The 13,900-nt window shown below is 72.4% G+C and carries 15 protein-coding genes; 9 read left to right on the top strand and 6 right to left on the bottom strand.

Annotated features, from left to right (window positions below; translation table 11 throughout):
- Positions 1-110: 110 nt before the first annotated feature.
- Entirely contained in the window at positions 111-683 is a 573-nt protein-coding gene (locus O7617_RS04335; protein ID WP_282261658.1) for a DUF3000 domain-containing protein, read from the bottom strand.
- 137 nt (positions 684-820) lie between these two features.
- On the opposite strand from O7617_RS04335, the gene hemE reads away from it, so the two are divergent.
- Genes hemE through hemQ form a run of 3 tightly spaced genes read left to right on the top strand, consistent with a single transcriptional unit; the run spans position 821 to position 4,038 of the window.
- On the top strand, positions 821-1,918 hold the full coding sequence (hemE, locus tag O7617_RS04330) for a uroporphyrinogen decarboxylase (RefSeq protein ID WP_282261656.1): 1,098 nt from the start codon (positions 821-823) through the stop codon (positions 1,916-1,918).
- 6 nt (positions 1,919-1,924) lie between these two features.
- Positions 1,925-3,340, top strand: a complete 1,416-nt coding sequence (gene hemG / locus O7617_RS04325; RefSeq protein ID WP_282261654.1) for a protoporphyrinogen oxidase — start codon at positions 1,925-1,927, stop codon at positions 3,338-3,340.
- Complete coding sequence (gene hemQ / locus O7617_RS04320; RefSeq protein ID WP_282261653.1) at positions 3,337-4,038, top strand: hydrogen peroxide-dependent heme synthase; 702 nt, start codon at positions 3,337-3,339, stop codon at positions 4,036-4,038. The genes hemG and hemQ overlap by 4 nt, the downstream gene beginning before the upstream one ends.
- A gap of 69 nt (positions 4,039-4,107) precedes the next feature.
- Here the strand turns inward: hemQ and O7617_RS04315 are convergent, their stop codons facing one another.
- From O7617_RS04315 to O7617_RS04300, 4 genes are all read right to left on the bottom strand, one after another.
- Entirely contained in the window at positions 4,108-5,205 is a 1,098-nt protein-coding gene (locus tag O7617_RS04315; protein ID WP_282261651.1) for a lytic polysaccharide monooxygenase, read from the bottom strand.
- A gap of 124 nt (positions 5,206-5,329) precedes the next feature.
- On the bottom strand, positions 5,330-5,803 hold the full coding sequence (locus O7617_RS04310; RefSeq protein WP_282261650.1) for a GNAT family N-acetyltransferase: 474 nt from the start codon (positions 5,801-5,803) through the stop codon (positions 5,330-5,332).
- 19 nt (positions 5,804-5,822) lie between these two features.
- Complete coding sequence (locus O7617_RS04305) at positions 5,823-6,764, bottom strand: EamA family transporter (protein WP_282261649.1); 942 nt, start codon at positions 6,762-6,764, stop codon at positions 5,823-5,825.
- Between the two features lie 179 nt (positions 6,765-6,943).
- A complete protein-coding gene (locus tag O7617_RS04300) occupies positions 6,944-7,204 on the bottom strand; it encodes a Prokaryotic metallothionein (RefSeq protein WP_145784868.1) in 261 nt (86 codons plus the stop codon).
- A gap of 156 nt (positions 7,205-7,360) precedes the next feature.
- Between O7617_RS04300 and O7617_RS04295 the strand changes: the two genes are divergently transcribed.
- From O7617_RS04295 to O7617_RS04285, 3 genes are all read left to right on the top strand, one after another.
- On the top strand, positions 7,361-7,636 hold the full coding sequence (locus O7617_RS04295; RefSeq protein ID WP_278151217.1) for an isoamylase early set domain-containing protein: 276 nt from the start codon (positions 7,361-7,363) through the stop codon (positions 7,634-7,636).
- Positions 7,637-7,746: 110 nt separating this feature from the next.
- Entirely contained in the window at positions 7,747-8,487 is a 741-nt protein-coding gene (locus O7617_RS04290) for a lytic polysaccharide monooxygenase (RefSeq protein ID WP_282261647.1), read from the top strand.
- Between the two features lie 65 nt (positions 8,488-8,552).
- On the top strand, positions 8,553-9,131 hold the full coding sequence (locus O7617_RS04285; protein WP_282261646.1) for a DUF305 domain-containing protein: 579 nt from the start codon (positions 8,553-8,555) through the stop codon (positions 9,129-9,131).
- Positions 9,132-9,201: 70 nt separating this feature from the next.
- On the opposite strand, the gene msrB is transcribed toward O7617_RS04285, so the two are convergent.
- Entirely contained in the window at positions 9,202-9,606 is a 405-nt protein-coding gene (gene msrB / locus O7617_RS04280) for a peptide-methionine (R)-S-oxide reductase MsrB (RefSeq protein WP_282261645.1), read from the bottom strand.
- A gap of 47 nt (positions 9,607-9,653) precedes the next feature.
- On the opposite strand from msrB, the gene ligD reads away from it, so the two are divergent.
- The 3 genes from ligD to O7617_RS04265 all read left to right on the top strand — a co-directional run bounded on the left by ligD (position 9,654) and on the right by O7617_RS04265 (position 13,811).
- Positions 9,654-10,685, top strand: coding sequence for a non-homologous end-joining DNA ligase (gene ligD / locus O7617_RS04275; RefSeq protein WP_282261643.1), 1,032 nt, complete (start codon positions 9,654-9,656; stop codon positions 10,683-10,685).
- Positions 10,686-10,964: 279 nt separating this feature from the next.
- Complete coding sequence (locus tag O7617_RS04270; RefSeq protein WP_282261642.1) at positions 10,965-12,215, top strand: HNH endonuclease signature motif containing protein; 1,251 nt, start codon at positions 10,965-10,967, stop codon at positions 12,213-12,215.
- Positions 12,216-12,572: 357 nt separating this feature from the next.
- The gene (locus O7617_RS04265) at positions 12,573-13,811 is read left to right on the top strand and encodes a hypothetical protein (protein WP_282261640.1); all 1,239 of its coding nucleotides are present in this window, start codon (positions 12,573-12,575) and stop codon (positions 13,809-13,811) included.
- Positions 13,812-13,900: the final 89 nt, after the last annotated feature.

Genomic DNA, 13,900 nt, shown 5'->3' with positions numbered 1-13,900 from the left:
AGAGGATGTCCGAGCGCAGTCGCCCCGACGCAGTCGATCATGGAGTCGTGGTGCCTCACAAATGCCGCGTCGAGGAGCAATCCACCCACCACAACATCATGATCAACCCCTCAGGCGGCGCCGGCGGGGCGGCGGTTGGGTAGCGCCGTCACACCGGGTGGGGGGAGGCCGGCCGTGTCGGCCAGGAGCACACACCAGCCGAGCAGGTGTGCGGTGAGGTTGTCGTCGACAGGCGTCCAGGAGGCGCGAATCTCGATGTCGCCGACCGTCGGTGGGCCCGCGAGGTCGCCGAACCGGGTCGACATGGTCTGCGTCACCGTGCCGCCGATCGCCCGGTGACGTGCGTCCTGGGCGTCCAGCGCGTCGGTCAGCCACGTCCAGCCGACCCCGGGCAGCAGCGGGTCGGCGGCCAGGTCGACCTCCAATTCGGCGGTCACATAGGTGACCAACCGCAGGGTGCCCTGCCACGCCTCGTGCCCGGCCGGGTCGTGCAGCAGGATCAGTCGCCCGGTCGCCACCTCGTCGCCGTCGCGCAGCACGGTGGCGGCGAGCGCGAACGCGTACGGGGCGAGTCGTTGGGGCGCCCCGACCTCCTCCAACGTGATCTCCGGCCGGGGTGTCGCCGATCGCAGCCCGGCGACCGCGCGGGCGAACGTCTCCGGGAGCGCGATCGGGGGGGCCATGTCGGCAGCCTATGCCGCCGTCCGTCGCCCGCTTCGACGGCGCGCCGACGCTCGTGAAGGGCACCGGGCGTAAGGAACGGTGCCCTTCCTCTCACCCCCACCCGGTCAGGGGTGGTGGGCGTGGCACGATTGCGGCGATGACCACGGACACCACGGGCACTGTCGCCCGAGACGGAGAATCCCGCCCCGGCGGACCTGCCGACTCGCCCTTCATCCGGGCCTGCCGACGCCGGCCCGGCCCGCACACCCCGGTCTGGTTCATGCGCCAGGCCGGTCGCTCCCTGCCGGAGTACCGGGAGATCCGGGCGACCGTGCCGATGCTGGAGTCGTGCCGCCGTCCGGACCTGGTCACCGAGATCACCCTCCAGCCGGTGCGTCGACACGGCGTGGACGCGGCCATCCTGTTCAGCGACATCGTGGTGCCGGTGGCCGCGGCCGGGATCGACCTGGACATCGTGCCGGGCACCGGCCCGGTCGTCGCCGAGCCGGTCCGCGCCGCCGCCGACGTGCAGCGGATCCGCCAGATCACCCGCGACGACGTGTCGTACGTCGACGAGGCCGTCCGGCAGTTGGTGGCCGAGCTGGGCGACACCCCGCTGATCGGTTTCGCCGGCGCGCCGTTCACCCTGGCCAGCTACCTGGTCGAGGGTGGGCCGTCGCGGACCCACGCGAAGACCAAGGCCCTGATGTACGGCGACCCCGAGCTGTGGCACGCGCTCTGCGGTCGGTTGGCCGAGGTGACGCTGGCCTTCCTGCGGGTGCAGATCGACGCGGGCGTGTCCGCCGTGCAGCTGTTCGACTCGTGGGCCGGTGCGCTCTCCGAGGCCGACTACCGCCGTTTCGTGCTGCCGCACTCGACCGCCGTGCTGAGCGGGCTCGCTTCCGCCGGGGTGCCGCGCATCCACTTCGGGGTGGGCACCGCCGAGCTGCTCGGCGCGATGGGCGAGGCCGGCGCGGACGTGGTCGGTGTCGACTGGCGTACCCCGCTGGACGTGGCCACCGGTCGGATCGGTCCGGACAAGGCGGTGCAGGGCAACCTGGACCCGACGGTGCTGCTCGCGCCCTGGCCGGTGGTGGAGGCCGAGGTACGCCGGATCCTGGAGCAGGGCAAGGCGGCCCCCGGGCACGTGTTCAACCTCGGCCACGGGGTGCTGCCGGAGACCGACCCGGAGGTGCTGACCCGGGTGGTCGCGCTGGTGCACGAGCTGTCCAGCCGCCGGGCCGACCAGGGCTGATCGGTGATGCGGCGGCCCTGGCGGGTGGCGGTGGTCGGCGGCGGGATCGCCGGGCTGGCCGCCGCGGTCCGCCTGCGCGACGGGGCGCCGACGGGCACCGAGATCACGGTGTACGAGCAGTCCGGCGCGCTGGGCGGCAAGCTGCGTACGGGTGAGTTGGCCGGTCAGCCGGTGGAGTTCGGCGCCGAATCGTTCCTGATGCGTGACCCGACGGGCGCCGAGAGCGCGGCGGTGGCCCTGATCCGTCGGCTCGGGCTGGCCGAGAGGATCGTGCACCCCACGGTGGGGCAGGCCGCGCTCGTCGTCGACGGAGGGCTGCGCCCCATCCCGGGCGGCACGCTGGTGGGCGTACCCGGGGATCTGGACCGGGTGACCACTGTCGCCCGCCCGCTCGCGGACGCCGACACCGACGGTGGTCGGCCGCTGGTCGGGCCGGACGCGGATGTGTCGGTGGGTGCCCTGGTCCGGTCCCGCTTCGGTGACGAGGTGGTCGAGCGGCTGGTCGACCCGATGCTCGGCGGCGTGTACGCGGGCCGTGCCGACGACCTGTCCCTGGTCACCACGATGCCGGCGCTGGCCCGCACGGCCCGGGTGGAGCACACCCTCGTCGGCGCGGTCCGGGCCGCGCAGGCCGCCGCGCCGCGCGCTCCCGGCGCGCCCGTCTTCGGCACCCTGGTCGGTGGGCTGAGCACCCTCGTCGAGGCCGCGGTGACGGCCGGCGGCGCGACGATCCGCCGCGACGCGGCCGTGCGCGAGCTGACCCCGACCGGCTCCGGCTCCGGCTGGCGGCTCACCGTCGGTCCGACCCGCGACCCGGAGTTCGTGGACGTGGACGCCGTGGTGCTGGCGGTGCCCGCACGCCCGGCGGCCCGGCTGCTCTCCGGCCCGGCCCCGCAGGCCGCGGTGGGTGTCGGCGAGTTGGACTACGCGAGCGTCGCGCTCGTCACCCTGGCGGTGCCGCAGCCCCGGCTGCCCGAGCTGTCCGGCTTCCTGGTGCCCAGCACCGAGGGCCTGCTGACCAAGGCGGCCACGTTCTTCACCACCAAGTGGGGGCACCTGCGCCGGTCGGACGGAGTGGCGTTGCTGCGCGCCTCGGTGGGCCGCTACGGCGAGGAGGCGCATCTCCAGCGCCCCGACGAGGACCTCGCGGCCACCGTGCACCGGGAGTTGTCGGCAGTGCTCGGCACCCCGCTGCCCGCCCCGGTCGACGGGCACGTGCAACGGTGGGGCGGGGCGCTGCCCCAGTACGCCCCGGGGCACGCCGACCGGGTCGCCGCCGCACGCGCGGCGTTGCGGGCCGCGTACCCCACAGTGGCCCTCGCGGGCGCCGGCTACGACGGCGTCGGCATCCCGGTCTGCGTCCGCTCCGGCGAGACGGCGGCCGAGGAGATCATCACAGCACTGGGAGGATCGGCGAGATGACCGAGCAGACCAACGCGGCCCGGTTGCGGGAGCTGAACGACAGCATCCGCTACACCATGTGGTCGGTGTTCCGGGCCGGCTCCCCGCTGCCGTCGCTGCGGGACAACGTCACCGGTGAGGTCGTCGCCCTCTTCGACGAGCTGGCCGGCAAGGACGTCGTGGTCCGGGGCGTGTACGACGTCTCCGGTCTGCGCGCCGACGCCGACGTGATGATCTGGTGGCACTCCGCGTCCAGCGACGCGTTGCAGGACGCGTACCTGCGGTTCCGCCGCACCACACTGGGTCGGGCGATGACCCCGGTCTGGTCGCAGATGGCGCTGCACCGACCGGCGGAGTTCAACAAGAGCCACATCCCGGCGTTCCTGGCCGGCGAGGAGGCCCGTCCCTACATCTGCGTGTACCCGTTCGTCCGCTCGTACGAGTGGTACCTGCTGCCCGACGCCGAGCGGCGCGAGATGCTCGCCGAGCACGGGAAGATGGCCCGGGGCTACCCGGACGTACGGGCCAACACGGTGGCCTCGTTCGCGCTCGGCGACTACGAGTGGATGCTCGCCTTCGAGGCCGACGAGCTGCACCGGATCGTGGACCTGATGCGGGACCTGCGCGCGTCCGGCGCCCGCCGGCACGTCCGCGAGGAGGTGCCCTTCTACACGGGCCGCCGCCGCTCGGTGGCGGAGATCGTCAACTGCCTGGTCTGAGCCGACCGTCTCGTCTGAGCCCCGCCGTCCGGCGCCGCACCCCCGCCCGGGTGCGGCGCCGGACGGGGATCAACTGGTCGTCGTGCAGGTGACCAGCGGAACCGGGTTGCTGCCGTTCCACGAGCCGAGGAACCCGAAGGTCGTGCTCGCTCCGGCGGCGAGACTGCCGTTGTTATTGGTGTTACGCGCGGTGACCAACGTTCCGCTGGTGCTGACCGTGGCGTTCCAGGACGACGTGACCTGTTGGCCGTTGCCGTAGTTCCAGCTCACCGACCAGCCCCGGGTCGCTGACCCGCCCGCGGTCACCTTCACCTCGGCCTGGAAGCCGCCGGGCCACTGACCGGTGACCTGGTAGGTAGCCGTGCACGCCCCGGCCGGCGGCGGCGTCGTCGGGGGCGGGGTGGTGGGTGGGGGAGTGGTGGGCGGCGGGGTGGTCGGTGGCGGCGTGGTCGGAGGCGGGGTGCTGGTTCCGCCGAAGTCGACGTCGCTGCACAGGTAGTACGACTGGTCCAGGTGGCTGGCCTGCCAGACGGTGTAGACGATGTGCCGTCCGCTGCGCCCCGGCGCGCTGACCGGAATCTGGATCGAGACGCCACCGCTGTCCTGGTTCCACTGCGAGGCCGGGGTGTTGCCGATCTGACCGGCCAACTCCAGGTCGCTCCAGCGCAGCGGCTGGGTGGCCGCGTCGAAGCCCTGCTTGGTCACGTACACCCGGATGTAGTCGGCGCCGTGGCGGGCCTGGTCGAGGAAGCGCAGCCGGAAGCTGCTCGCCACCGACGTGGTCTTCCAGGCGCCGATGGTGTCCATCGCGTTGTAGCGGGGGCTCTGGGTGCGTCCGCCGCTGCAGAGTTGACCGTCGGGCACGGCCGCCTGGTGGTTGCCCGCGACGCCCTCGCGGTACAGCCCGTTCCAGTTCCACATGGCGGACGGGTCGGACTGCCAGGCCTGCCAGCACATCGGGTCCTCGGTGGCCATCCGGGGGTTCTGGAAGTCGCTGCCCCAGCGCTGCCAGCAGCCGTAGTTACGCGACGCCGGGTCGACGACCGACCCGTGCGCCGAGGCGGGACGGGTCAGGGTGGTGGTGAGCGCGGTCGTCACCAGGAGCGCGGCGGTCGCCACGACGGCGAACAACCAGAGCGCACGTCGTGATCGGGTGAGGGTGGACATGGAGCCCCCGGGGGATGAGGTCGGACGACGACAACCGGACCGACGGGAGTTGCCCACTCCCGTCCCCACTCGCTGGCTCCTGCGATGGCTCTACCCGGCACCATGCCAGGTCGATCGTCAGGCGTCAATGGTTGGCGTCGTCGGCGCGGGGCCGCCCGGTGCGCCGCATCGGCGTGTGCGGGATGCCGTCCTCGACGTACTCCGGGCCGCTGACCGTGAAGCCGAAGCGCTGGTAGAAGCCGACCAGGTGCGACTGGGCGTCCAGCACGCTGGGCCGGTCGCCCACCACCTCCAGCGCCGCGGTCATCAACCGGCCGGCGTGCCCACCGCCGCGCGCCTCCGGCGCCACCACCACCCGACCGATCCGCGCGGTGCCGTCGGGGTCGGCCAGGATCCGCAGGTACGCCAGCGGCGCGCCGCGGTCGGTCAGCCACAGATGCCGGGTGCCGTCCTCGACGTCGCGGCCGTCGAGTTCCGGGTACGGGCAGTTCTGCTCCACCACGAACACGTCGATGCGCAGCTTGAGCAGGTCGTGGAAGGTGCGGGCGTCCAGGTCGGCGAAGGAGGCGGTCTGGATCTCGGTGGTCTGCGAGGGCACCCGACGATGGTAGGCCGCATCACCGGGTGCCCGGCCGAGGTGCCAGGTAGCTGACGGCCACCGCGCTGAGCAGCAGCACCCCGCCGACGATCACCGGAAGCGGCAGCGGCTCGTGCAGCAGCGCCACCGCCAGCGCCGCGGCGGTGAGCGGTTCGAGCAGGGTCAGTACGGCGGCCACGCTCCCCGGGGTGGTGCGCAGCCCGGCGTAGAACAATGCGTACGCCACCGCCGTGGTGATCACGCCGAGGTGCAGCAGCAGTGCCACGGTGTCGGGGCGTACCGGCACGCCGATCCCGGAGACCAGGGCGAACGGCGCCAGGGTGAGCGCGCCGATCACGGTGGAGATGGTGGTCAGTGTCATCGGCGCGGTGTGCTGTGACACCTGACGGCTGATCAGGGTGGTCACCGCGTACCCGAGGCCGGAGCCGGCCGCCGCGAGCACGCCGAGCAGGGGGGCGGGCGTCGCCGCGCCGGGATCCGCCGTCGCGGTGGTGATCAGAACGAGGCCGGTGACGGCCGCGACCAGCGTGCCGAGCCGCAGCGGGCCGGGGACCTGTCGGGCGCGGGCCGACTCCCAGGCCACGGCGAGCACCGGCGCCAGCCCCAGGCTGACGACGGTGGCCACGCTGACCCCGGCCCACGCCACGGCGGCGAAGTAGAGCGCCTGGTAGACGCCGAGGCCGACACCGGTGAGCAGTAGCGGTACGGGGGTCGCGCGCAGGGCGGCCAGGATGGCGCGGAGGTGACCGGCGGCGCACACCAGCAGGACGAGCGCGGCGATCGCGAGGCGGTGGAAGCCGATGCTCACCGGGCTGAGCCCGGTGCTGTCGTGCAGGAGTTGCACCGCCACGCCGGTCGTGCCCCACAGCACGCCGGTGACGGTGATCTGGATCAGGCCGGTGCGGGCCTGGTGGACGGCCGGCGCCGGGGCGGCCGGGCGCGCGGTACGGGAGAGGGACACGGATGCGCTCCGAAGGGTGAGCCGTTGACGGGGACGACGTCGACGGAGCGCGTACGGCGAGATGGCCGAGCGGGTCGGTCACCCGGTCGGCGAGGGGCGCGGCGCTCCGTTCAGGAGCGCGGCGGGGGAAGGACGCCCAGCAGTGGCCGCATGGGGACGACCGTACCGCAGGATCGTGCTCAGGCCGGGCGGGCGCCGACGGCGTCGCGGATCTCGGCGCCGACCTCGCCCTCGACTGCGCGGGCGCAGTGGCCGCAGCAGAAGAAGCGGCCGTTGACCTCGACGCCGTGCCCGACGATCTTGATTTGGCAGTGCTCGCAGATCGGTGCCAGCCGGTGGATCGCGCACTCGAACGAGTCGAAGGTGTGCACGTCGCCGCTGACCGTGCGCACCTCGAACGCCATCCAGTAGTCGTTGCCGCAGACCTCGCAGGTTGCCACGAGAACCTCCCATATCAGGACATGTACCCACAGACTGCTCTCGATCCGGTGGGCTGTGCGGCGGATTGCCGATGTTCGGGCCGGTGGGCGGCGTGTCGGCCTCGGCGTGTTGTCCGTTGTGCCGGGTGAACGGCCCGCGACCCCGGGAGGATGACAGTGATCAAGCGCAACCGGCTCTTCGGCACCCAGACCCGGGTCACCTTCTGCCTGCCCCGTGATGTTCCGCCCGGGCCGGTCAGTGTCGTCGGCTCCTTCAACGACTGGCAGCCGGGTCGGCACGAGTTGGTGGCCCGCCGTGACGGCACCCGGACGGTGACGGTGCGGCTGCCGCCGGGCGAGCACCGGTTCCGGTACCTCGGCAGCGGCGGAGTGTGGTTGGACGACGAGTCGGCCGACGAGGTCGACGACCGGGGCAGCCTGCTGCGACTCTGACGAAGAAAACCGTCAGCATCAATGTATTTATCGATCAGAGTCTTTACTGTTAACAATGTTTAAATTACCTTGAGGGCACCCCGCCGGACCCCGGAGAAGGAGCTGCCCCGATGCGTCGAAGAATCACCATCCCGCTGGTGGCGGCAGGTGCCGTCGCCGCCACCCTCACCGTCGCCGCCCCCGCGCAGGCGCACGGCTACGTCTCCGCCCCGCCGAGCCGCCAGGCGCTCTGCGCGCAGGGCCGGGTCCCCGACTGCGGGCAGATCAAGTACGAGCCGCAGAGCGTCGAAGGGCCCAAGGGCCTGCGCAGCTGCAACGCCGGAATCTCCCACTTCGCCGTCCTCAACGACGACAGCCGCGGCTGGCCGGCCACCTCGGTCGGCAGCTCACTGACCTTCACCTGGGTCAACACCGCCCGGCACGCCACCGCCAACTGGGAGTACTGGATCGGCGACACCCGCGTCGGCGTGGTCAACGGCAACGGTCAGCAGCCGGGCGCCACCGTCTCGCACACCGTCAACCTCGGTGGCTTCACCGGCCGGCAGAAGATCCTCGCGGTGTGGAACATCTCCGACACGGCGAACGCCTTCTACTCCTGCGTCGACGTGCAGATCGGCGGTGGAGGCTCGAACCCCACCCCGACGCCCACCCCGACGCCCACCCCGCGACCCACCCCGACCCCCACGCCGACCACTCCGCCCACCCAGGGCGGCACCTGGGCGAGCGGCCGCGCGTACCAGGTCGGCGACCAGGTCACCTACGGCGGAGCCACCTACCGCTGCCGGCAGGCGCACACCGCGATCCCCGGCTGGGAGCCGCCGAACGTACCGGCGCTCTGGCAACAGGTCTGACCGCGCGGGTGCGGCCCCCTCGGGTCGCACCCGTCGCCGCCCCCTCGCCTGAACGGAGCACCGGCATGCCCCGTACCCCTCTGGTGTCAGTGCTCGCGGCAGTGCTGCTCACCAGCGCCTGCGCCGGGTCGCCCGACCCGGGCGGGCCGCAACCGGCCCCCGCGCCCCCGGCCGGCTCCACGGTCTCCGTGGGTTCGGCCTCCGTGGGTGAGCTGAGCGGCATCGACCTGGTGTTCCTCGGCACGATGGTCGGGCACAGCGAACGCACCCTGCAGATCGTGCGGTTGTCCCGGGACCGGGTGCGCGACGACGCGCTGCGCACCCTGGCCGCCGCCATCGAGGCCACCGAGGCCGACGAGCTGGCCGCGATGCGGAGCTGGTTGCCCACCACCGGGCCGGGCGCCAGCGCGACCGCACACCATCACGGGCACGGCGACGACGCGGCGCTCGACCGGCTGCGCACCGCGCCCGCCCCGGACGTCGACCGGGTGCTGCGCGAGGTGCTCGCGGACCACCAGCGGTCGGCCGCCGACCTGGCCCGGGCCCAGGTCGGCGTCGGCCGCAACGAGCGGGTCCGCGACCTGGCCCGGCGCATCGAGCAGTCCCGGACCGCCGAGGTCGAACTACTCCGGGGTACGCCCTGAGCGGCCCTTCGGTTTTCTCGGGCCTTCTTGCTTGCGCCCTTGCCGCCTGCCCTTGCTGCTTGTTCCTTGCTCAGCGGGGTTCGAGGCGGACCGAGATGGAGTTGACGCAGTGCCGGGTGTCCTTCGGGGTGAAACCCTCACCGTGGAAGACGTGCCCGAGGTGACTGTCGCAGCGGGCGCACCGGATCTCCGTACGCGCCATGCCGAGACTGCGGTCCTCGATCTCCTTGACCCGGCCCGGGATGGCGTCGTCGAAGCTCGGCCAGCCGCAGTGCGAGTCGAACTTGGTGTCGCTGGAGAACAGCTCCAGACCGCAGGCGCGACAGTGGTAGACCCCCTGGGTCTTCGTGTCCACGTACTCGCCCGTCCACGGGCGCTCCGTGCCGGCCTCCCGCAGGACGTGGAACTCCTCGGGGGTCAGCCGGACCCGCCACTCTTCCTCGGTGCGGGGCAGATCGTTGTCGTCAAGACTCACCCCCCAACGGTACGTCGAACGTCGGGGGCGTGGCATATGGTCGCGAGATGGCGGGCACCAAGGCGGCGGTCACCGAGGTCGAGGTGGCCGGGCACAGCGTACGGCTGAGCAGTCCCGATCGGGTGATCTTCCCCGAGCGGGGGTTCACCAAGGCGGATGTCTTCCACTACTACCTCGCGGTCGGCGACGGCATCATGCGCGCCCTGCGGCAGCGGCCCACCACGCTGCAACGCTTCCCCGAGGGCATCGAGGGTGAGGCGTTCTTCCAGAAGCGGGTGCCCACCCGGGGGGTGCCGCCGTGGGTCACCACCGCGGAGATCACCTTTCCGAGCGGTCGGAGCGCGGCGGAGCTGTGCCCGGCCGACCTGGCCCACGTGGCCTGGGCGGCGCAGATGGGCACCATCGTCTTCCACCCCTGGCCGGTGCGGGCCGCCGACGCCGACCGCCCCGACGAGCTGCGCATCGACCTGGACCCGCAGCCCGGCACCGACTTCGCCGACGCGGCCCGGGCCGCCGGCGAGGTCCGGGCGCTCCTCGACGAGCTGGGCGTGACCGGTTGGCCGAAGACCTCCGGCGGTCGGGGCGTGCACGTCTACCTGCGCATCCAGCCCCGCTGGACGTTCACCGAGGTACGCCGGGCCACCATCGCGCTGGCCCGGGAGGTGGAACGCCGCCACCCCGACCTGGTGACCACCGCCTGGTGGAAGGAGGAGCGCGGCAGCCGCGTCTTCGTCGACTTCAACCAGATGGCCCGGGACCGCACCATCGCCTGCGCGTACTCACTGCGGGCCAACGCCCGGGCCACCGTCTCCACCCCGGTCACCTGGGACGAGCTGCCCGACGTCGACCCGGACGACTTCGACCTGCGCAGCGTCCCGGCCCGACTCGCCGAACATGGCGACCCGCACGCCGGCATCGACGACGCCCCCTGGGACATCACCCCGCTGCTCGAATGGGCCGACCGCGACGCCGCCGCCGGTCAGGGTGACCTGCCGTACCCGCCGGACCATCCCAAGATGCCCGGCGAACCCAAGCGCGTGCAGCCCAGCCGCGCCAAGCGCACCCCCGACGGTCCCTGACCTTCTGCGATCACGGGCACGGCTGGGCCGTCCGCGCGTTCACGGGCATGGCTGGGTTGTCCGCGCGTTCACGGCTGGCACGGCAACGGCGCTAGGCGAGTCACGCGCCCCACGCCCCACGCCCAAGATTCGGGCAAACTCCCCGATGTTGCTGCCTCTGATGCGTGCGAGGCAGCAACATCGCTGATGTTGTGCGGATCTTGGCGGCCCTCGGGGGGTGGTCGTTTCGGCTCCTTCGCGCGGCCGGTTTCTGTCGTACACCTGTTCTAGAATTTGCCTGTGATCGATGAGCTGGCGCGGATGGAGAGTGCGGTGGCGAGCTGCGCCGACGCCGCTGCCTGGGCCCTCTCCGAGCGCGATCTGATCGCGGCGCTCGACGCCACCCACCGGTTGCAACAGCGGCTGGCGGCAGTGCAGTTGGCGGTGGTCCGGGAGTTGGACGGGCGGGGCACCGCGGTCGCGCAGGGCGCGTCCTCGACGACAGTGTGGTTGCGCGATCGTCTGCGCCTCGACGTCGCCGCCGCGCGTCGCCTGGTCGGCCTCGCGGCCTCGGTCGACGTCGCACCGCCTGCGGTGCGGGAGGCGCTGGCGAGCGGGGTGGTCAGCGTGGAGCAGGCGCGGGTCATCGCCGACACGGCCACCACCGTGACGGTGACGGCGGGCGCCGAGGTGGCCGAGAAGGCCGTCGGCGTGCTGGTCGAGTGGGCCGGGCAGTTCGACCCCACCCTGCTGCGTCGGATGGGCACCCGCATCCTCGACCACGTCGCCCCCGACCTCGCCGACGCCGCCGCCAAAGCTGCCCTCGCCGCCGAGGACGCCCGCGCCACCCGCGACCGACACCTCACCCTGTCCGAGCAGACCGACGGGCGGCTGCGGCTCACCGGCATCCTCGACGCGGAGGCCGCCGGTCTGCTGCGCGCCGCGATCGACCCACTCAGCGCACCCGCCGGACCCGACGACGCCCGCAGCCCGGGGCAACGCCGCCACGACGCCCTCGCCGACGTCTGCCGACTCGCCCTGCGCACCGGCGACCTACCCGAGCACGGCGGCGACCCCGCCCAGATCGTCGTCACCACCGACTACGACACACTGACCCGGCAACTAGGCTCCGGGACGCTCGACATCGGTGTGCGGCTCACCCCCGACACCGTGCGCCGGCTCGCCTGCGACGCCACCATCCTGCCCGCCGTCCTCGGCGGCACGAGCCAGGTCCTCGACGTGGGTCGACAACGCCGACTCATCACCGGCCCACTGCGACGAGCCCTCGTGCTACGCGACGGCGGATGTGCCTTCCCCGGCTGCGACCGCCCACCACGCTGGTGCGCCGCCCACCACATCCACCACTGGGCCGACGGCGGCCCCACCAACCTCGACAACGCCGTCCTGCTCTGCGGCCACCACCACCGACACCTCCACCACAGCCAGTGGACAGTCCGCCTCGGCGACGACAGTCACCCCGAGTTCATCCCGCCCGCCTGGCTCGACCCCGACCAACTACCGCGCCGCAACCACTACCACCGACGGACGTAGGCCGACTCATGCCGGTTGCTCGGCATCACTCAGGTCGTGGCCTCGGCCCTCGCGCGCCTCTCGGTGTTCCGCCACCTCAGAGGCCAGCGGTGAGCAGCGGTGACCGGCAGTGACCAGACCCCGACCAGACCCCGACCAGACCCCGACGAGAGCCCGACCTCGTGTCGCTCGCCGTGGAGCGGGAAGGCCTGCCGTGGAGCGGGGGAAGGCCTGCCATGGAGCGCCGCCGCGGCGCATGCCGATCCGTCGCGCCACCGCCTGGCCGCGTTGGTCGCCGGGACGGTCTGGCGCTCGCGATGATCGATGTCGTTGACTTTCTCGATACTCTGCGGGGGTCGGTCGGGGGAGAGGTCGCTGATGCTCAAGGACGTCACGTCGGTACGGGTGGTCGCCTACTTCCCGTGTCAGCTGTCCGCCGAGGCCGGCTCCCGACGTGACGTGCCGGCGGGTTGGCGCGTCACTGACGGCCTCGACGACCTCGCGTTGCAGCCCTACGGTCAACGGCTTCTCGACGAGTTGCTCGGCAGCATGCCGCGGCCGACCATGGAGATCAGCGGTGGCCCGGAGGTCCTGCGGGCGGCCGGGGAGGAGATCGATCCCTCGCTGGTGCCCACCACCGCCTCAGGCGTGTGGCAGGTGGTCTCGGCCCGGGTCAGCCTCTGGAACGTCGACTGTGGCCTCGTGTGCGTCACGTACCAACTGCCGGACGGCATCGCCGGTGGCACCGGCGACGTGGTCGCCGAAGTCGCCCCGCCGGTGCAGCGGATGCTGCCCGCGGTGACCCGGCTCCTGCGGGCCGTCCTGCCGGCGCCGGCCGGTGCGGACGAGGTGTTCGTCCTCTGGGCCAACACCACCTTCGCCGTCCGGGTGGACCCGGACTGCGATCCGGTGCGCAGGCGCGCCATCGCCGAGCAGTTCACCCCGGACGGCGTGGACTGCACGCCCGACGGAGCCCGGGGTGGCGTGTTGCGGGTCGGCTCGCACACCACGGCGGTGGTCAACGACTTCGGGTCGCGCCCGGCCCTGCTGCTGGCGCGGTTGACCGGCGTGCACCACGTCTGCTGGGCTGCGGCCCTGCGCTACGACGCGGTGCTCTCGGCGGAGCTGTCCCAGATCGACCCGGGGCGCGCGGACCTGTCGATGAGTGCTCTCGAAGACCAGGCCAAGCGCATCCTGGGCGGCTACCACCGCATCCGCCTGTTCCGGCTCGGCTACTCGTCGGTGGAGGCGCACCTCGACGCGGCCGGCGGCACCGTCTGGAACGCGCTGGAGCAGCAGTGGAAGTTCCGGCTCGTCCTCACCACGCTGGACGAGCGGCTCGACTTCGTCCGAACGCTGCACCAGCAACTCGTCGGTCGACTCCAGGACCGTCGGTCCCGGCTGCTCAACGAGCTGGTGCTGGGTTTCACCTTCCTCAACATCTTCGCCATCGTGCTCGCCGCACTGACCTTCGTGGCACTACCGAGCCTGGACGTGGGACTCCTGGCCTCGGTGATCGGGTTGGTGATGCTGCTGGTGAACCTGAGCGCGTACCTCGCCTTCCGGCGTCAGATCAACGACCCGGGCCGCGACCGGAGCGCGTCCGCCGGCCCGTGACCGGCCGTCGGCGTGGAGAGCGTGCGGGTACGTCGGGTCACTGCGTCACCAGGCGGTGGACGAGCGCTCCCGAGAAGAGCGCATGAACA

The sequence above is a fragment of the Micromonospora sp. WMMD1155 genome (assembly GCF_029581275.1).
GTDB lineage: Bacteria > Actinomycetota > Actinomycetes > Mycobacteriales > Micromonosporaceae > Micromonospora.
This window is presented reverse-complemented; position numbering and strand designations above follow the sequence as displayed.